Below are 19,118 nucleotides of genomic sequence, written 5' to 3' on the forward strand. Positions count from 1 at the left end.
CGTCGACTGCAGCTGCTTCTGTGCCTCCCGCACAGATCTTCCGGGCTGTGTGCGGAGTGGTGTCCAGCCGACGAAGCGGATCCGGGACCGGATCGTGCTCGGCGTGCTTCAACCCGGGGAGAAGCTGTCCGTCTACTCCCTCGCGGACGAATTGGGGGTCAGCAGGGTGCCCCTCCGGGAGGCGGTTCGCCAACTCGAAGCAGAGTCGCACGTCGACAACGTGCCGCGACGAGGTCCCCACTCTGGGGCGATCCGAGGCCTCGCACGACCGCGTAATGTGGAACGCCGACGAGCCGAAGGCCTGTCCAGGAAGGACGTCCTCGGTTGCCTGAAACGGTTCATCCCCCGCGAGGTATACCACGACCTCAGGCACGACTTGACTGCCGCGACTCCAGACCGGACGTCGATGCCCATGGCAGGCTGAGAGCAGACGTGACTCCGTTGGAACGCCCCGCCGCGAAAGGCCCCTTATGACCGTTCTCACCGTCAGCACCGGTGCAGGGAAAATCTCCGGTGCCCGCACCGACGGGGACGCCCGCTTCCTCGGGGTCCCGTACGCCGCGGCTCCTCAGGGCGACCGCCGCTTTGCACCCCCGCACCCCACAGAGCGATGGGACGGCACCCGGGACGCCACCGAGTATGGTGCCACCGCACCGCAACCGGGATTACACCCCGCCCACACGCATCTGGCGCCACTGACCGGGCCCGGATGGGTCATCGGCGACGGCCACTACCTCAACCTCAACGTCTGGACACCCGACCCGGGCACCAGTGGGCTGCCGGTGATGGTCTACATCCACGGCGGTGGGTTCATGATCGGTTCGGGCAGTGCCCCTGCCTTCGATGGAGCCGCGTTCGCGCGCGACGGCGTCGTCCTGGTCACCATCAACTACAGACTCGGCACGGAGGGCTTCCTTGCCCTGTCCGGTGGATGCACGAACATCGGGCTGCGCGACCAGATCGCAGCACTTCACTGGGTCCGCGACAACATCGCGGGATTCGGCGGGAACCCCGACAACGTCACCGTCTTCGGAGAATCCGCCGGTGGCACCTCGGTCGCATTCCTCCTGCACTCCCCGAAAGCCTCCGGCTTGTTCCGACGAGCGATCGTCCAGAGTGGACACGACGAGATGGCCCGCCCCCTCGCACTCACCGAGAAGCTGACGCATGCACTCGCCCGGCGGCTCGCGATTCCCCCCACGGCAGACGCGTTCCGAGCGATGCCGGAATCCGAGGTGTTCCGTGCCCAGGCAGCTCTGCTCAGAAACGAGCAGCGCCCAGACCTGCGCGACGCCAACGGTGTCGACCCGGGGCACCGCCGCGCGCTGTTCCTCCCCACCACCGGCGACGACGTCCTGCCCGACCCGATCGGAGTCGCGAGCGCGCACTCCCACGACGTCGCTCTGCTCATCGGCACCACACGCGAGGAAGCCAACCTCGGTCTCGGTGCCGACGAGTTCGCGGGCTTCGACGCCCACCGTGCCATCACCGAGCTCGCCGCCACCTATCCCGACGCCGAGGCGCTCCTCGACCGTCACGGCCTCCACGACCCGGCGGTCACCGCCGCGCACGCCCTCACCTCCGCCTACACGGACCTGCTGTTCCGATCCCCGAGCCGGCGCACCGCGCTGCGCCACCCTGGCCGCAGCTACGTCTATGAATTCGCGTGGCGAGCACCCCACCACGGCGCCGCGCACGGCCTCGACGTCCCCTTCGTCTTCGACACCGCCGACGCCTGCCGCGGCCTCATCGGCGACGCGGCGCCAGGCACCCTCACCTACGCGATGCACAGAACCTGGATCGACTTCGCAACCCACGGCACTCCGGACTGGCCCAGCTACGGTGACACCAGAAAAGCCATGGTGTTCGATGGCGATCCGCACCTCTGTGAGGACACCGCCCCCATCGACATCGGCGCCGAGAACCTCCCGCGCACCACCCCGACAACCGGACGTTCCACGGACGCCGAGCACAGGAACCCGTCGCCCAAATTTGGCGCTCGACGAATGTAGGACCGTCGAACGATGGCGGGGACAGATCGTCCGAACGTCGAGCGTCCGGCTGTCCCGCTGGGCGATCCATGTAGGCGACGAGCGCCGACTACTGTCGGCATTCGCTGGGCGCACTCGTCGCGGTGAAGGTTCGTCTCATGGAGCTCCTGCAGTGTCGGCGACCGCCCCGAACAACTGCGGGGGAGCGGTGTGCAGGTGCATTATCTTCGGTGCGGGCGAATGCCTACTGCCCTCAATGGTCCGCGAGTTCGATGACGAGTGGAATGCCGGTGTCGAACCAATAGCGATGCAGATCCTTGATCTTGGCCCGGGAGGGTCGCCCGCGTAGATGAAGCCGGCACTCGCCGAAGTCCACGAGGTGAACCGTCTCGCAGATCGCGTCTCTTGCCTGCTGCAGCTCGGTCGGGTCGCTGATTTCTCGCGCGACGCCAACGAATGTTCGGCGTCGCAGTCGCAGGCGAACATTCGGGTTGCCGCGGATGTTCCACACCCAGGATGAAACGGTCAGAGGTCGCTCGATAGCCAGGTCGGGTGGGCGGAGCATCACCACGTACACCTTGTCTTGGCGCCGGATCGCGCGAACGTAGTTGCGGCGCTGCTTGCCGCTCTTGCGTCCAGTGGTAGTGAGTACTCCGTGGCCGGGGGGTGTCGAGACAGCGAAGACCCGGAGCATCATCGTGCTGAGGATGCGTCCACCCTTGGCCGATTGCAGCAGTTGCCTGTGCTTCGGCGCTTGGGTGGTGGCCGCCGCTCGGATGGCGGCGGCACGGACGGACACCGCTTTGTCACCTGATGTGGAGCCGTTGCTCGGGGCTTCTGTCATCTTGAGCCTTCTCGTGTCCCGCGCGGTCACTTCTGACCAGCATCGCAGATCGTCCGCGCCGCTCGCAGCTAATGCTCTTACGAGGTGGACCGACGCACGGGCTGGTGACAGGCTCAGGAAACCTAGAATGTCGATGTGGTGGACCCGATGCACTTCGAGGCTTTAGCTGACATCTACAGTGAGGCGCGGCCGCCATATCCGCCCGCCCTGTGGAACGCCCTTGGCGGTCTCGGGGTTCTGCAACCTGGCCGCCGCGCCCTGGACCTCGGAGCGGGAACCGGGCAAGCGACCGGACCGCTGCTCGCCGCGGGCCTGACCGTCACCGCAGTGGAGCCTGGATGTCAGCTCGCCGCACGCCTTCGGAGCGCGAACCCGGAGGCGGCGGTCATTGTCGAGCGGGCCGAAGACGTCGAGCTCCCTGAGAACGGCTTTGATGTCGCAGTCGCGGCCACGTCGATTCACTGGATGGATCTGGATGTGGTTCTTCCGAAGGTTCACCGTGCGTTAACCCGTCGAGGGATATTCCTGGTGTGGCGGAATGTCTTCGGCGTCCCCGATGTCAGGACGCCGTTCAGGGAGCGTGTTGCGCGGATTGTGCAGGATCGCGGTGCACCTCCGCGCCCCGGAATCGATGCGGAGGATGTTGCAGAACTGTCCGCTGAGTTGACTCGGGCGGCCTTGTTCTCCGTTGATGTTGTCCGCACCTTTCGGTGGAGTATCGAGCTGAACGACCGGCAAGTGTTCCAGCTGTTCTCGACGTTCAGCGACTGGAGCGTCGAGGAGGCCGAACGTGCGGCTGCCGCTGTTCGTGAACTCGGAGGCAGCGTGGTCGAGCATTACATGACGTGGCTTATCGCCCTGACCGCCACGTGAGCCACCGATCGTTCTCCGAACGCCCATCGGGAGAACCGGAAGACCACTCGACAGCTCGGTGTCCGGCGCAAGTCACCATCCGACACGCTCGGTGCATGTGAAGATGCGTTCGTGCGTACCGAGGATCACGACGAGCCCGCAGGTGACAGTCGACCGACGGCTGACGATGGGCCGTTCACCGTGACGGTCGATGGCGAGGTTTTCCGCGTGAGGCTACGTCCAGAGGAACCAGGCGCCTGCGACTATGACTGGGAGTCCGGCCCGAACGCGGGGTACGGATTTTCCAGCTTTCAACACATTGCCTATTCCAGCATTCAAGACTGAGCGAATGCCCCATCCGCCGCGCACCAGCCGAACACGGTTGACGAGCATCGCGAGTCGATCCGCGACTTCCTCCGTCAGATCAACCCCGAGACCGGCTACATCGGCGACTGAGACTCCGCGCACCGAAGCATCGGCTAGTGCCCGTCAGATCGTTCGAGGACGGGCACACCTGGGTGTAGTCGTGTTCGTGGCGTCCCCAGGCTGCCGACGGGAAGACTGGTGTCGTGCACGGAAACTGCCCAGTCGACGTCCGTGGGCGACCATCGATGAACCGGTCCACTGCAGGGAACCATGATGTTCGGTATGGATGCTGCTGCCGGCGACACGCAGCCGGGTAGGACCGCCATAGGTGCGCATTCTCGTATGAGGCAACGAAGAGGACTGCACGCGCATCTCGCGCGAGGCTTGACACGGCGTCACTGCCGACGTTTGACTGTAATTCAAGCTCGTGTTCGATCGCCCGACGGTGTTCTGGGAGGTTGACGTATGCGCGGCACAGGGTTAGCGGGTCCGGGGCATCGACGCGGAGCAACCCCCCACCGCAGGACCATCTCGATACTGACGCTGGTTGGAGTGTGCCTTCTCGCCCTGTCGGCCACCCAGACAGCCAGCGGCGAACCGGCCGCAGACACCGTCGACACCGGGTTCGCGATCCCCTTCGCCGGGGCACCCGGCTACGAGCGCCTGGCACCGACCCAGGTGACCGGCCCGGATCAGCTCAACCAGCCCCTCGGTCAGCAAGCGGCGGACGAGATTGCCGGCCAGGTGGGGCTCAACAGGGCAGACGCGTTATCCGAGGAGCAGTATCGCGACCTCGTCGCCGGCGGCGGGGTCGGCGGCAGCCGAGAAGCTGCCGAGGTGATCGATGCATGCGCCCGTATCCTCACCAATACGAACGGCCGTCCCCTCTATTCCCACGTCGACGGCCACCCCACACCGTCGGTTCTGGCCAGCTACGGGCTCTACGTGAACACCAGCGGACTCCTGGAGAGTCCGGCCAACGCGGATGCGCCGACGAGGCAGGTGAACTCCTTGATCGCTCCCGGCGGTTTTGTCGGCACATGGTTGAGGAACAACGGTGCGACACACACCCTGATAGCGCTCTACCGGTCGGCGTACACGGTGCAAGCGGTGTATGGCTTCGCAGCGCAACAGATTTCGGGCGCAGCACAACTGGTGACCAACACCAGGGAGGGGGTCAGTTCGGAGGTCGGCATGTCGATGGCGCCGCCGCTCTGGATTGTGAACTTCGCCCTGCTCTACATTTTGAACCCCTCGCTGGCGGCCGCGATGCCTGCCCACTGGGCCCCCATTCCGTCGGCGGTCGCCGACGCAATACGGTCGAGCGCCACCGGCCAGGTTCCATTCAGCGACTATGCGCCCTACTTTCAGTGATTGGATGCCGGGGCCCGGCGAGGTCTCGTCCGATGGAATGAGCGGCGGCGAGGTGCGGGAGCCCCAGTCGGCACGCAGCGAGAAACATCGACCCATCTGGGCGAACGACTGCCCGTCCCTGGGAACCGGCTTGGAGGCAGGTAGCGCGTCCGGCGGGGGAAGGGTGCTTGCAGCGATGCTTCACCCAGTGACTGGTGGACCCTGGTCACGCATCCCTGTGGTTCCAGAACTGACGGGCGGTACTGCGCGATGCGCATGTGCGAGCGCGGCTTGTCGCTGTTCGGGGGTTGCTCGCGTAGTCGGTCTGTGATGTCCGAGTGCTCTCGGGTCCGGTGTGTCGTATGTGGATGCAAGGATAGGCGGTATGAGTTGGTTTGGAAGGCGACGCCCGCTTCGGCGGGCGAGGGACGCGGTGCAGCAACCGCCGCCCCGGTCCGTCCTCATTCGGGGGTAGCGGGCCGGGGCGCATGAGCGCTGAAAGGCACCGCCTTGTCCCGTACCGATGCACATTCACCTGTTTGGGTTCGTCTTCGCCGTGGCGAACTCTCCGTTGAACCGCGGCACGCCGACTGCCACGAGGTCTGCGACCTCCCTGACCGGTTTCAGGGTGATCGGGCCTGGTTGCCCGCGACGAACTGCTTCTGGACGTTCGCGTACACGGGCACGGGGATCTGCTCGTGCTCGCTCTGCTACGACGGCGAGGGTCGTTCTCGTGACCTCCGTCGTGAGCGTCGCCGTACCGCTCGTCGCCTCGAGGAGGGGCGTCGCCGGTGGGATGCCCACGACACTGCGGCTTTCGATGACATTGTTGTCCCGCATCGCAGGCGGGATTGGTGGAAGTGATCACCAGGCGCAGCCCGGGCGAGTGTTGGTCGATGACGCACAGCGATTTCGAGTTCGTGATCGACGCGAGCTCGGCCGGTGCGGGCACGAGTGGCCACCGGTTCATCCATGATCGGCAGCGCCATGAATTCGCCTGCAGGTGGACGCCATTCGGGGGTGCTGCAGAGGAGGAGATCCTTGTGAACTTCGGAATGGCGAAGACCCGGTTCCGGTACCGACTGGGTGCGCGACGCTGTTGCGCGAGCGAATGATGAGCTGTCGCGCGGCACGCAGGACCCGTTGGCCGCGATCTGATTCGCGGGCCGGCCACTGGATAGGAGATCCAGATCGCCGACATCCGCGCAACTCGCTGCGCGAGTGCAAAATTGACTACGTTGCACACCTCGAACTGTCCGCAGGCATAGCTTCGTAACCCCACTCGGACTCGACACCGAGATCATCTACCAGGCTGTCGGGCGGCCATGGTGGTACTGACGATCCCTGGGTAGTTGTCGGCGACACGCATAACGTGGTGCTATGGAACTTGGACTGCACATCGCCGACTTCACCTTTCCGGACGGCCCGTCGACCCTCGCGCACGACTTGTCTCGCATTGCCGTCACCGCCGAGGACGTGGGTTTCCGCAAGATCAGCGTCATGGATCATCTCTGGCAGATCGAACCGGTGGGACCGATCGACACCGAGATGCTCGAGGCCTACACCACTCTCGGTTACCTCGCTGCCGTCACGAAGAAGGTGGACTTGCTGGCCTGGGTCACCGCCACTGTTTACCGCGAGCCGGGCCTTCTCGCCAAGGCGGTGACCACACTCGACGTCCTGTCCAAGGGACGTGCGTACCTGGGAATCGGCGCAGCCTGGAACGAGGACGAAAGTGTGGGACTCGGGCTCCACTTCCCGCCCACGGCCGAACGCTTCGAACGACTGGAGGAAACACTGCAGATCTGCCTGCAGATGTGGAGCGACAACGACGGACCGTTCGAGGGAACGCACTACCAACTCGGCCGCACGTTGAACGTGCCGCAGCCGCTGCGGCGCCCACACCCGCCTATCCTGATCGGCGGTGGGGGTGAGAAGAAGACGCTTCGGCTGGTCGCGCAGTACGCGCAGGCCTGCAACCTGTTCGGTGGACCCGAGGTCGCGCACAAGCTGGAGGTGTTGAAGAGCCACTGCGACGCTCTCGGAACCGACTACGACGCCATCGAAAAGACCGTGATGTTCCCACTCGACCCGGGTGCGGGCGGACAGAACGTGGACCACCTTCTGGGGCAGCTCGAGGACTTGGCGAAGCTGGAGATCACCCACGTTCACGGATGGGTACCGCAAGTCGCGTCGATCACGCCCCTCGAGGTCTTGGGCGAGCGCGTCGTTCCGGTGATCGCGGATTGGTGATCCCCCCGACGCCCGGATCGCCGGATCCGGTCGTCCGCGGTAGCCCGCCAGGTCTCGGTGGAGTGAATGGTGGCGACGCTTCGGCGAGGCCGGTGGAGGACGGACTCTGGACGTTGAGGCGCGCAGCCTGGTCCCGGTGAACGCGACCGATGCGCACTTGACCGCGGAGTGTTCGCATGGTGAACCGAATGGTCGAAGTGAATCAAAATCGGGCGCTTGAATATGCTCTGATGATGTCGCACCTAACCTGGATTCGACGCGAGACCGATAGCCTCACGAGGAGCCTATCGACCTCGGAACGAACTGACGCGGGAGAACAACCATGAGCGCCGATAAGCATCCAACCATCATCTACACGCTGACCGACGAGGCGCCGTTACTCGCGACCTACGCCTTCCTGCCGATCGTCCGCACCTTCGCCGGTGCCGCGGGCATCGAGGTCGAGTCCAGCGACATCTCGGTACCGGCGCGGATCCTGGCCGAGTTCCCCGACCGCCTCACCGAAGAGCAGCGCGTCCCGGACAACTTGGCCGAGCTGGGTCGGTTGACGCAACTGCCCGAGACCAACATCATCAAGCTGCCGAACATCAGCGCGTCTGTGCCGCAGCTCCTGGCCGCCATCAAGGAACTGCAGGGCAAGGGCTACCAGATTCCGGACTTTCCGGAATCACCCAAGACCGACGAGGAACGCGATATCCGGCAGCGCTACGGCAGGATCCTCGGCAGTGCTGTCAACCCGGTCCTGCGTGAGGGCAACTCCGACCGCCGCGCACCCCGGGCGGTGAAGGAGTACGTCCGCAAGCACCCGCACAGCATGGGTGAGTGGTCGATGGCCTCGCGCAGCCACGTCGCGCACATGCGGCACGGCGACTTCTACCACGGCGAGAAGTCGATGACACTGGACCGGCAGCGCACAGTCCGGATGGAGTTGGTGACCGACGGCGGCGAGACGATCGTCCTCAAGGAGGGGCTGACCCTCGGCGAGGGCGACATCATGGACAGCATGTTCATGAGCAAGAAGGCCTTGCTCGACTTCTACGAGGAGCAGATGGAGGATGCGCGCAAGACGGGCGTGATGTTCTCCCTCCACGTCAAGGCGACGATGATGAAGGTGTCGCACCCCATCGTCTTCGGCCACGCGGTCAAGACCTTCTACAAGGACGCCTTCGCCAAGCACCAGAAGCTGTTCGACGAACTCGGCGTCAACGTCAACAACGGACTCGTCGACCTCTACGACAAGATCGAGACACTGCCGAGCACGCAGCGCGAGGAGATCATTCAGGACCTGCACGACTGCCATGAGCACCGTCCCGAGTTGGCCATGGTCGACTCCGCCCGCGGCATCTCGAACTTCCATTCGCCCAGCGATGTCATAGTGGACGCCTCGATGCCCGCGATGATCCGCTCGGGCGGCATGATGTACGGCGCCGACGGGCGACTCAAGGACGCCAAGGCGGTGATGCCGGAATCCACCTTCGCGCGCATCTACCAGGAGATCATCAACTTCTGTAAAACCAACGGCGCGTTCGACCCGACTACCATGGGCACTGTCCCCAACGTCGGGCTCATGGCGCAGAAGGCTGAGGAGTACGGCTCGCACGACAAGACCTTCGAGATTCCGGAGGACGGCGACGCCAACTTCGTGGATGTCGAGACCGGTGAGGTGCTGCTCACCCAGCACGTCGAGGCTGGTGACATCTGGCGTATGTGCACCGTCAAGGACGCGCCGATCCGCGACTGGGTCAAGCTCGCGGTCACCCGGGCACGCAACTCCGGCATGCCGGTGCTGTTCTGGCTCGACCCGTACCGCCCGCACGAGAACGAGCTGATCAAGAAGGTCGAGCTGTACCTGCAGGATCATGACACCGAGGGCCTCGACATCCAGATCATGTCGCAGGTGCGCTCGATGCGCTACACGCTGGAGCGGCTGATCCGCGGCATGGACACCATCGCCGCGACCGGCAACATCCTGCGCGACTACCTCACCGACCTGTTCCCGATCCTGGAACTCGGCACCAGCGCCAAGATGCTGTCGATCGTGCCGCTGATGGCTGGCGGTGGCATGTACGAGACGGGCGCCGGTGGGTCGGCGCCCAAGCACGTCAAGCAGCTGGTGGAGGAGAATCACCTGCGATGGGATTCGCTTGGTGAGTTCCTGGCATTGGCCGTCAGCCTGGAAGATCTCGGCATCAAGACCGGAAACGAGCACGCCAAGATCCTGGCCACGACGCTCGACGCGGCGACCGGCAAGCTGCTCGACGAGAACAAGAACCCGTCGCGCAAGACCGGCGAGCTCGACAACCGGGGCAGCCAGTTCTACCTCGCGTTGTACTGGGCACAGGAACTCGCCGCGCAGACCGAGGACAAGGAACTTGCGGAACGTTTCGCCACGCTTGCCGAGGCGTTGACCGAGAACGAGGAGACCATCGTGCGGGAGCTCATCGAGGTGCAGGGCTCGCCGGTTGACATCGGCGGCTACTACCAGCCGGACAGCGAGAAGGCCGACGCCGTGATGAGGCCGAGCAAGACTTTGAACACCACGCTGGCGGCCGCGCAACAGTGAGCCCGAACCACTGAACCTCCGGTTCGTGAACTGTGCCCGGGTCGAACACTGGTGCGGGGGAGGGAGCTGGCCCTTGTGGGTCAGGTCCGCCCCTCCAGCGACCCTGTGACCGCCAGGTCGTCGAGCAGCCCCAAAAAGGCCCGGGCACAGGGGAGGTCGGCAGTGGCCCTCGCCACGGTGGGCCAGTCGACCTGCCCGCACAATGCGCGGGCGACCGGCAGCATCGGCACGAAATCACACCGATGAGAACCGAGATGACGGAGTTTGTCGATCATCAGATCGGTTCCGCTGAGGACCGGTGCCCAGAGCTGCCCGATCCGCATCGTCTCGGCCCGCTCGAGGAGTCCCTCCCCGGGGCCGGTGGTACAGGCCGGATACAGCAGTGCGACCCGGAGATCACCGCCGACGAGCTGGCGTGACCCGAGCCGGGAGGGAACGATGGACCGGATCCCACCCGCAGCCAACGCGGCCCTTGCGCCGGTCAGGTGTTGGCCCGAGGCGATGATGGTCACCTGGTGCTCGGGTGGCGGTCCGCCGCGGGCGTACACGGCGCAGTCCCCGCCGACCGCGAACGGCACGTCGCCGGCCGAGAGGATGTTCACCGCCCGCCCCAGCGTCCGCATCACCTGGGCTTCGCGGTCCGCGACTATCCGGACGGTGGGGTAATCCTCCGCCCGCGGGGAACGATGGCGCAGCACGTGTTCGGTGGTCATGACCGGTGGGTACCCGGCATTGCGGACCTCAACCGTCCGATGGGTGATCTGGTTCCGCGGGGTGCGGCCACGGGCGGTTGATCGGAGTGTTCGGGTGTGTTGTGTTGTGGTGGTCGGGGTCCGTTGCCGCGACGAACGGTCCAGCGGCGTCAATATCTCATTGGCTCTGCGCAATTCGGAGACGTCCTCGCGGCTCTGAAATCGGGACGGGTCGCGGAGGCACGAATGGGCCACTCGGTTCGGGTTTTCCTGGAGACTGATCAAGTTATGACTGATCAGCTGCATGCCGACCTCGTAGAACGCCTGGGCCGGGCTGTCGCCCGTGCCGCCATGGATGGTGACGAGTGAAACATCAGTCCCGTCAGGGTTGTCGCCGGTTCGTCGCGCATACACTGGGGCGATGACCGTTTCGTCAGCGCCGGTGGCTCCGTTCGGGCGCGTTCTTACCGCGATGGCTACGGCGTTCACCGTGGATGGCGAGATCGACGAGGAGGCGACTGCCCGGATCGCCATACATCTAGTCGATCATGGACACGACGGACTTGTCGTCTCGGGGACGACCGGTGAGGCGGCGACGACCACCACCGCCGAGGATGGTCGGATTCTGCGAGTGGTCAAGGATGCGGTGGGCGACCGCGCGAAGATCGTTGCCGGGGTGGGAACGAACGACACACGGCACACGCTGGAATTGGCGAGGCAGGCTGTCACGCACGGTGCCGACGGGCTGCTGCTGGTGACGCCGTACTACAACAAGCCGAGCCAGGGCGGTGTACTGCAGCACTTCCGGTACGTAGTGGATGCAGTCGATGCTCCTGTCATGGTCTACGACATTCCCGGCCGGGCCGGTACCAAGCTGGCACCGTCGACATTCGAGGCGATGGCGGATTGGCCGTCCGTGGTCGCAGTGAAGGATGCCGCTGGAGACCCCACTCAGGCGATCATGCTGCGCGAATTGGGCTTTGCGGTCTACTCGGGAGACGACAGCCTCACTCTGGGTTTCTTGGCGTATGGGGCGTGCGGAGTTGTCTCTGTTCTCGGTCACGTGGCAGGTGACGAGATCCGCACGATGATTGACGCATTCTTCGCGGGAGACGTCCACACCGCACGGGAAATCAATGCCCGTCTTCAGCCGGCCTTGCGTGCGGTCATGGGTGTCCCCAATTATGGCGCGACGACCGTAAAGGGGGCGCTGCAACTGCTCGGTGTGCTGCAGAACAGAACCGTGAGGTCCCCACTACTTGCCCTCGACGACGGCGAGTACGAGGCACTACGGACGGGGCTGTTCGCTTCGGGGTTGCTGCACTGACAGGACTGAGCATCCCTCAGAGCCGCGACACCGACGTTTCCACCACCGACCTGGTCGACGGGTGCCGAACGAGTGCGCGACTACGCGAAGGCGCCGCCGTCCTTGGCGACGGACCCGCGGAGTGCATCACGTCTCGGTGTCGATCGTTAGCTGGTCCCGCGATTGGTGGTGATCGGCTGTCTGAGGAGTGTGCGTTGCTTCTCGGGCGCGATCTTGCGGAAGTCGTTGAGGTAGATCTCGTGATGCTTGCCGGACAACCGCAGTCCGTTGCCGGGGATGAACTCGTCATGCATTTGTGCAAGCACGACTGCTTCGTCGTCGAAGGAACCGGTGTGCAGTGTCTGCACACACCGCCCTTCGCTCAGCGCCTCGAGTCGGACGTCGTCGAGACGTGCCGGGCGGGTCTTGGCACCGGCCTTTTCGACAGCGGTGGTGAACATGGCCTCGTCGACCCAGTTCGGGGTCATGATCATCATTGTCCAGTCCCATCGCGACTTGTCCCGCACCGCGGTGAAGGAGTCCATGTCCTCGGCCCACCACAAGCCCTCCAGCGGAGGGACGACGTAGTCGCGGCCGAGGTCACGCTTGCTTGCGAACTTCAACTTGTACGCGAGGGGGTAGAGCGCTTCGACGGCGTCGCTGAACGCCGGTGAGGTGTTGGGGTCGCCGTGACCGTCGATCATCAGGTATTGCATGTCGGGCACGTCGACGACCCGGAACTCGCCTCGGGGAGCCTGGTAGGCATCGAGGGTTTTCTTGAAGTCGGGCTTGTCCGTCATAGCGCACCTGGACTCGCGTAGCGAGCCACCACCTTTCTGCCTCCGAGAGGCCCGATAGATATGAGAACACCTCACGCGCCGGTTCCGGCGTATTTGGTCTGGGTACCTCGCCGTCGTAGCGGACGAACAGCGGCATCGTCGGCAGATGTGGCGTTGTCTCGGGTGGCGTCTCAGCCACGGGTCAGGTCCTGCAAGCCCACCACGCGTAGCAGTTCGAGCCGCTCGTGGGATTCACTACCCGGGCGTGCGGTGTAGACGACCAGGCGCTGATCGTGCTCGGGGCTGAGGAGTACCTCGCAGTCCAGCTCCAGTGGGCCGACGGCTGGATGCAAGAAGCGCTTGGTGTCGGCGCGGCGTACGGCGACGTGGTGGGTGTCCCACAGGGCGGAGAATTCTTCACTCCTGGCGCGGAGTTCGCTGACGAGTTTCGCCAGCCGCGCGTCGTCCGGGCGCCGGGCGAGCGTGGCGCGCAAGTCCGCTACTGCCGTCCGGGCGGCGTTGTCGTGTTCTTCGACGGGGAAGAGCTCGCGCGCGGACGGGTCCGTGAAAAAGCGCCACACGACGTTGCGCTCCGCTGGGGGGCGGGCCGATGCGTCACCGGTGAGCGCTTTGGCCATGGCGTTCTGCGCAAAGATGTCGCCGCGATCGCTGACCACCTGAGCAGGGATGTCGACCAGACGGTCGAGGACGAGGAGGAGGCCGGGGCGAACGTGCTCCGTGGCAGGCCGGTCTCGCGAGGGCTCTTCACCGGCCAGATGGAAGAGGTGGTCGCGTTCATCGGTGGTCAGCCTCAGCGCACGGGCGACGGCAGCGAGCATCTGGCGAGACGGGTGTGAGCCCCTGGCCTGCTCCAGCCGGGTGTTGTGGTCGGCGGACATCCCTGCAAGCTGCGCCACCTCTTCGCGGCGCAAACCCGGGGTATGGCGCCGAGTGCCCTGAGGCAGTCCCACGACGGCGGGCGTGAGTCGGGTCCGGCAGTGGCGAAGGAAATCGGCCAGCTCGGTTCTGTCCACGCCACCATCATGGCCCCGGGCAGCGGGCGCAGCCAGGGACGGCGGGTCCCCGGATAGAGACGTCCTTCCGCCGTCATCCACATAGCCGCACTCTGGAAGCCAGAACCTCGAACCCGGCGAGTGCTGGCGCAGACCCGCCAGGGTGATCACCCAGAGCGCCGCCCAGGAACCGAATCACCCCACCAGGAAGGTGTGGACACATGCAGTACCGCACGCTCGGCCGAACAGGGATCGAGGTCAGCCCCTACGCGCTCGGCACCTTGATGTTCGCCACGTCCATCGGCAACCCCGACCCCGACGACTCGGCCCGCATCATCCATAAGGCCCTGGACGCGGGGATCAATTTCATCGATACCGCCGATGCGTACGGAGACTCGGAAGAGGTCGTGGGCCGGGCACTCGAGGGGCGTCGTGACAACGTCGTCCTCACGACCAAGGTGAGCCGCCCCATGGGGGACGACCACAACCAGCAGGGCGCCTCGCGGCGCTGGATCGTGACCGCGGTCGAGAACTCGCTGCGCCGCCTGCAGACCGACCGCATCGACTTGTACCAGATCCAGCGACCGGACCCGACCACCGAAATCGAGGAAACCCTGTCGGCGCTCACCGACCTGATCCGCAGCGGCAAGGTCCGTGCGATCGGAACGTCCACGATGCCCGCGTCCGACATCGTCGAGGCGCAGTGGGCCGCTGAGCGGCGTGGCCTGGAACGGTTCCGCACCGAGCAACCGCCCTACTCGCTGCTCAACCGGGCAATCGAACGCGAGGTGCTACCTGTCACACAGCGCTACGGAATGGGCACACTGGTCTGGGGTCCTTTCGCGCAGGGGCTGCTCACCGGCCGCGTCCGCAGGGGGCAGCACAACGACCTGCGCCGTGCGAAAATCTTCACACACCTCGGCGACGCCCATCGCCTCGACGTCGTCGAGCAGCTCATCCCGCTCGCACAAGACGCGGGAATGCCGATGACACACCTCGCGATGGCGTTCACGATCGCTCACCCGGGGGTCACCAGCGCGATCATCGGGCCGCGCACGATGAGTCACCTCGACGACCTTCTCGCCGGCATCGATGTCGCGCTCACCGATGACATCCTCGACCGGATCGACGAGATCGTCCCGCCCGGCACAGACGTCGGCACGCTCGACCAGGCGTACGTGCCCCCCGCCATCCAGACCCCGAGTCTGCGTCGTCGACCCGTCGCTGAACGGAGCGCCGCCTGACCGCGTCGACCTCCACCCTCCGCAACGGCGCCGACGGAATCCCGGCTACGTCGGCTCCGCCGGTGTCGCGCGACCTCACATTGTTGGCCGGTCCAGCGGCCGTGGCAACGGCTCGAGTGCCCCGGTGTCCCGTAGCCGGCCGTATACGTGAACCACCGTGTGGATGTCGCCCGGCGCTGCGATGTGCAGCAGCACGCCGCTGCCCGGCATATCCTGGAGAACCGCCTCCAGGCCGTCAGGTACCAGGACTGCGCGGGCCGCGCACAGAAAGCCGAACCGGCCGACGACAGGATCGCCGACGGTGAATCCGGCGTCGTCTTCGAGGGCATCGAGAATGGCGTCGTCGCTGACGTCGCCGAAGTCCGGTTCCCACACCGACGCAAGCATCGCGAGCAGTTCAGATTCGGGTACGACCGCACCCTCGGGTGCGTCGACCGCCAAAACCAGTGACTGCAGCAGAAACTGCGGGGCGCCACCGGCCACGCCGGAGAGTTCGACCGCCCATCCGACCTCCCCGGAACATACCAACCGCAACCCGGTCCCCGTCAGATCCGACCACGCTTCCGCCCCCTGAGCGACCAGAAGAATCGCCGTCAGCTCGTCCGGCGTACAGGCGGTATCCGGTCCCGACGCGTGAACCTGCCGCCACTCGCCTCGCACCGGCGACGCAGCCCTCGGCAGCAGCTCCGTGACTTGCTCCAACGTCTGCCGCCACCGTCCCGCCAGCGTGTCGACCGGCTCCGGCCTCGGCCCCCAGAAGGCCCGTACGACGCGTCGCATTCGAATACGTCCTCCCTCGCGATCCCCCGTGGTCATCCGCGCGTCCTGTGATCACGGACTGCCGAAGTTGACGAGCTTACCTTCGAGCACCGTCCGTTCGCGCTCGTTGCCACCTCGGTGACAGTCCGCCGCGAGGTGCGTTCGTTGGAGCGCCGCACGATGAGTTTCTCGGACGCGGGAATTCTCAACCTTTGCATCTGTCGTCAAGAGTGCGGGAGAACGAGTGAAACAGCTACTGAGAGTCCAGAACTTCAACGTCTCGAGTGACGGTATCGGTGCCGGTGACCAACAGAGCCTCGAGAGTCCGTTCGGCCTCGACACTCCGGTGTTCGTCATGACCCACCACAAGCGTCCCTCCTTCACCCTCTCCGACACCACGTTCCACTTCGTCGGCGGTGACCCGGGTGCCGTCTTCGAGCAGGCGCGTGAGGCCGCTCAGGGCAAGGACGTCCGACTCGGCGGCGGGGTCAGAACCATCCGACAGTTCCTCGACGCCGACCTCGTCGACACCATGCACGTGGCGGTCTCACCGGTGAAACTCGGATCCGGACTGCAACTCTGGGAGTCACCCGACGAACTACTCGACCGATTCCACCTCGAGGTCGTACCCAGCCCGAGCCGCGTAACCCACCACCTGTTCTGGCGAAAGTGACCCGCGGGAGTCAGAGGATGCGCCGGCTCGTCCACGACGAACAACCCTTTGCCGACCTCGACCCCGAAGGGTTCGTCGACTGGTACCTGCCGGCGCCCGGCCCGGTTCGCGCTTTGCCTCGACGACGATCAGTGGGAGCTGCGTCTGATCGTCGTGGACTGCGTGCAGTTGGTAAGGATGACAGCGGGGGCCGCGGCGCGATCACCCGAGGCCTCGAGTTGCCGGCCAGGGGGCTCGAACTCGTGTCGTCATGGGTTCGCAGTTCAACCGATCCGCGGCCGACCCGAACATGATCGCCGCGACTTCCACTCACTACCCCGAATTCACCACAACGCGATGGTCAGCCGGACCCCGGTCGCGCGCTCAGTCGATGATGTCGACGACGCCCGTTGGCTCGCGCAGCGCCTCTACGGTTCGTTCGGCAGCTCGGTCGATGTGAACCCGCGGTGCCTCAGGTTGTTGCTGCTCGTTGTAGGTGCCGGGCCCGTAGAACTGTCCATAGCGCAATACAACGCCACCCTCGGCGAGAACGGAACGCTCCAATTCTGCGACCGCCTGAGCGTCGGGCCCATCAGGCAGTTGCCAGGCGACGCTTTGGGCCAGGATCTTCGGCGACCCGCTCCGCCGCGCGGCCTCGATCAGATTCTGGGTTCCCTCGGTTCGGATGCGAGCGTTCAGATCTGCGTGTTCACTGATCTGGGCCGCATCATCCGGCAGATCGGTCAGCTCGTTCAGCATGACGTCCGGCCTGAAGTCACGAACCGCCTGGATGACAGCCTCCCGGTCGAAGACATCACAAAGAACCGGTTCGGCACCGAGGTGGCTCAATAGCTCCGTTTTGCTGGGCGAGCGCGTCATGCCGCCGACTACGTGCCCCGCCTGAATCAACCGGGGAATCAGCCGTTGCCCAATCACGCCGGATGCGCCGGCAAGAAATATCTTCATGATTACTCCTGACTATACGAAACTGTAGTTAGAACTGAACCGCCGCCGCCAACCGCGGCACGATGTCATACGGGTACCTGCCCTTTCGGAAGCGCGGGCCTCTGTGCAGGCCGGAACACGATAGACAGCCGACCACTGCGGCCTTTAAGGGACGCAATGGCTCTGGGGAGAAATGCCGGGACAGATACTCCACTGGAACGGGTTGAACCTGGGACGTTCTGTTGGACCTCCCCGCTCGTGACCGAATGGGTTGGGGCCGACGCGGGGAGGGCCGATGGGGTTGTGAGGATGGTGAGGGAACGAGTTGTCGATCGACGACTGGTGGACCAATGCCGGATTGTCCAGAGCGTCTGCCGGATGTGCCGACGCGGCGCCGGCGCCGAACCCTCCGATGACAGTGACGGCCGCAACCGCGATCAGTGCACCACGAGCAAGATTCTTCATGTCAAACCCTTTTCTGAGTTGTTCCCGGCATCTGATGCCGAGAATGGAACGGGGCGAACGCGGATCGGTACGTCCCAGCTTGTGAGGTCAGTGGATGCGATGGATGAAGGACGTCCCGCACGAGGTCGGCGATCGCTTGACGATGCGTCTCCAATGCGAAATGGCTTGTGGCGAGCAGACGGATCTCCGCGTCGGGAACGGTCCCTGAACAGCTGCAGCTGAATCACTCGGCGATTGCGCAGGTCGGGGACGAAAGCAGTGGGGATCGTCACGAGCGCACGGCGTGTGCGGAACCGCCGGTTGAGTGCGTGGTCGACCGACGCCCCGAGAACCGCTCCCAGGACCGGTGCGACCAGATAAATCCATAGATCGGTCGTGCGCCCAGAGAGTGCAGCAGGACCGAACTGGCGGGCGGGGTTGATCGATCCCCCGCTGCGGGGACCGAGGAATGCGATGACCAGCCCGACTGACAGTCCGATAACATCATCGAGCCCATCTCGGCGAGAAAGACGGACGCGGGCTGCCAGGTGGACGCGGCCCTGATTGCGGCGTAGTCGACAGGAGGGAACGAGACCGCACGCCCCCACACCAGGCGCGCGAGCCCCGTCCCCACCGCTGAACCCGCAAGTTGGGTGAGTATGTAGGGCGGAACACTTTGACCAGGGAAGGCGTTCATGAGCCACAAGGCAATGGTCACGGCGGGATTCAGGTGCCCGCCAGCGCGTCTGCCGGGTGGGCTGAACATCAGACTGGTGAGGATGATCCCGCTGACAACCCCGATGATGGCAAGTGCGACGTCCAGGTCGGCGATGTAGAGGGCGGAGCCCGGATCACGCAACCACCGGACGACAGTCACTGCGAGGAACAGCAGGACTGCGGTGAGCGCGAACTCGTCGGCGGCACGCGCCAGTGGCTGCCGGCGTGGATGAGTCGAAGCGGTACTCACCATGTTCTCCTAGTGTCGGTGTGCCGAAAGGGGATTCCGGACGTATCCGGGCGGCAGGTCCTGGCCGTTTTCGGACACGGTCCCGCCCGGATACC

General features: G+C 65.1%; 16 protein-coding genes and 1 pseudogene. 9 read left to right on the plus strand and 8 right to left on the minus strand.

Annotated features, from left to right (window positions below):
- Positions 1-103: 103 nt before the first annotated feature.
- Both OYT95_RS35950 and OYT95_RS35955 read left to right on the plus strand, forming a co-directional pair.
- Positions 104-424 (plus strand): GntR family transcriptional regulator, encoded by a 321-nt coding sequence (locus OYT95_RS35950; RefSeq protein ID WP_268790307.1) that lies wholly within the window; start codon positions 104-106, stop codon positions 422-424.
- Positions 425-470: 46 nt separating this feature from the next.
- Positions 471-2,012 (plus strand): carboxylesterase/lipase family protein, encoded by a 1,542-nt coding sequence (locus OYT95_RS35955; RefSeq protein WP_268790308.1) that lies wholly within the window; start codon positions 471-473, stop codon positions 2,010-2,012.
- A gap of 232 nt (positions 2,013-2,244) precedes the next feature.
- Here the strand turns inward: OYT95_RS35955 and OYT95_RS35960 are convergent, their stop codons facing one another.
- A complete protein-coding gene (locus OYT95_RS35960; protein WP_174233732.1) occupies positions 2,245-2,835 on the minus strand; it encodes a nitroreductase family deazaflavin-dependent oxidoreductase in 591 nt (196 codons plus the stop codon).
- A gap of 135 nt (positions 2,836-2,970) precedes the next feature.
- Here OYT95_RS35960 and OYT95_RS35965 point away from each other — a divergent pair, with 135 nt between their 5' ends.
- The 4 genes from OYT95_RS35965 to OYT95_RS35980 all read left to right on the plus strand — a co-directional run bounded on the left by OYT95_RS35965 (position 2,971) and on the right by OYT95_RS35980 (position 10,222).
- Entirely contained in the window at positions 2,971-3,708 is a 738-nt protein-coding gene (locus tag OYT95_RS35965) for a class I SAM-dependent methyltransferase (RefSeq protein ID WP_112298425.1), read from the plus strand.
- A gap of 810 nt (positions 3,709-4,518) precedes the next feature.
- The gene (locus OYT95_RS35970; protein WP_037231713.1) at positions 4,519-5,427 is read left to right on the plus strand and encodes a hypothetical protein; all 909 of its coding nucleotides are present in this window, start codon (positions 4,519-4,521) and stop codon (positions 5,425-5,427) included.
- A gap of 1,359 nt (positions 5,428-6,786) precedes the next feature.
- Entirely contained in the window at positions 6,787-7,659 is an 873-nt protein-coding gene (locus OYT95_RS35975) for an LLM class F420-dependent oxidoreductase (RefSeq protein ID WP_268790309.1), read from the plus strand.
- A 322-nt stretch (positions 7,660-7,981) separates the two neighbouring features.
- Entirely contained in the window at positions 7,982-10,222 is a 2,241-nt protein-coding gene (locus OYT95_RS35980) for an NADP-dependent isocitrate dehydrogenase (protein WP_268790310.1), read from the plus strand.
- 80 nt (positions 10,223-10,302) lie between these two features.
- Here OYT95_RS35980 and OYT95_RS35985 read toward each other — a convergent pair whose 3' ends face one another.
- The gene (locus tag OYT95_RS35985; protein WP_268790311.1) at positions 10,303-10,935 is read right to left on the minus strand and encodes a hypothetical protein; all 633 of its coding nucleotides are present in this window, start codon (positions 10,933-10,935) and stop codon (positions 10,303-10,305) included.
- 400 nt (positions 10,936-11,335) lie between these two features.
- On the opposite strand from OYT95_RS35985, the gene dapA reads away from it, so the two are divergent.
- Complete coding sequence (gene dapA / locus OYT95_RS35990) at positions 11,336-12,241, plus strand: 4-hydroxy-tetrahydrodipicolinate synthase (protein ID WP_037231717.1); 906 nt, start codon at positions 11,336-11,338, stop codon at positions 12,239-12,241.
- 146 nt (positions 12,242-12,387) lie between these two features.
- Here dapA and OYT95_RS35995 read toward each other — a convergent pair whose 3' ends face one another.
- Together OYT95_RS35995 and OYT95_RS36000 are read right to left on the minus strand one after the other, a co-directional pair.
- The gene (locus OYT95_RS35995; protein ID WP_268790312.1) at positions 12,388-13,020 is read right to left on the minus strand and encodes a GyrI-like domain-containing protein; all 633 of its coding nucleotides are present in this window, start codon (positions 13,018-13,020) and stop codon (positions 12,388-12,390) included.
- Between the two features lie 170 nt (positions 13,021-13,190).
- A complete protein-coding gene (locus OYT95_RS36000; protein WP_268790313.1) occupies positions 13,191-14,033 on the minus strand; it encodes a helix-turn-helix transcriptional regulator in 843 nt (280 codons plus the stop codon).
- 200 nt (positions 14,034-14,233) lie between these two features.
- Here OYT95_RS36000 and OYT95_RS36005 point away from each other — a divergent pair, with 200 nt between their 5' ends.
- Positions 14,234-15,256 carry an aldo/keto reductase gene (locus tag OYT95_RS36005; protein WP_268790314.1) on the plus strand — a complete coding sequence of 341 codons (1,023 nt, stop codon included), beginning with the start codon at positions 14,234-14,236 and terminating at the stop codon, positions 15,254-15,256.
- 75 nt (positions 15,257-15,331) lie between these two features.
- On the opposite strand, the gene OYT95_RS36010 is transcribed toward OYT95_RS36005, so the two are convergent.
- Positions 15,332-16,036, minus strand: a complete 705-nt coding sequence (locus OYT95_RS36010) for a hypothetical protein (RefSeq protein ID WP_268790315.1) — start codon at positions 16,034-16,036, stop codon at positions 15,332-15,334.
- Positions 16,037-16,259: 223 nt separating this feature from the next.
- On the opposite strand from OYT95_RS36010, the gene OYT95_RS36015 reads away from it, so the two are divergent.
- Positions 16,260-16,688: a dihydrofolate reductase family protein gene (locus OYT95_RS36015; RefSeq protein ID WP_268790316.1), complete on the plus strand. Its 429-nt coding sequence runs from the start codon at positions 16,260-16,262 to the stop codon at positions 16,686-16,688.
- Between the two features lie 363 nt (positions 16,689-17,051).
- Here the strand turns inward: OYT95_RS36015 and OYT95_RS36020 are convergent, their stop codons facing one another.
- The 3 genes and pseudogenes from OYT95_RS36020 to OYT95_RS44825 all read right to left on the minus strand — a co-directional run.
- Positions 17,052-17,633: an NAD-dependent epimerase/dehydratase family protein gene (locus OYT95_RS36020; protein ID WP_268790317.1), complete on the minus strand. Its 582-nt coding sequence runs from the start codon at positions 17,631-17,633 to the stop codon at positions 17,052-17,054.
- A 440-nt stretch (positions 17,634-18,073) separates the two neighbouring features.
- Positions 18,074-18,760 carry an aquaporin gene (locus tag OYT95_RS44820; protein WP_442972575.1) on the minus strand — a complete coding sequence of 229 codons (687 nt, stop codon included), beginning with the start codon at positions 18,758-18,760 and terminating at the stop codon, positions 18,074-18,076.
- Positions 18,712-19,026, minus strand: a pseudogene (locus OYT95_RS44825) (aquaporin); the annotation flags it as partial. The pseudogene OYT95_RS44825 and the gene OYT95_RS44820, both read right to left, overlap by 49 nt.
- Between the last annotated feature and the right edge of the window lie 92 nt (positions 19,027-19,118).

The organism is Rhodococcus sp. JS3073 (assembly GCF_026810085.1).
Lineage (GTDB): Bacteria > Actinomycetota > Actinomycetes > Mycobacteriales > Mycobacteriaceae > Rhodococcus_F > Rhodococcus_F wratislaviensis.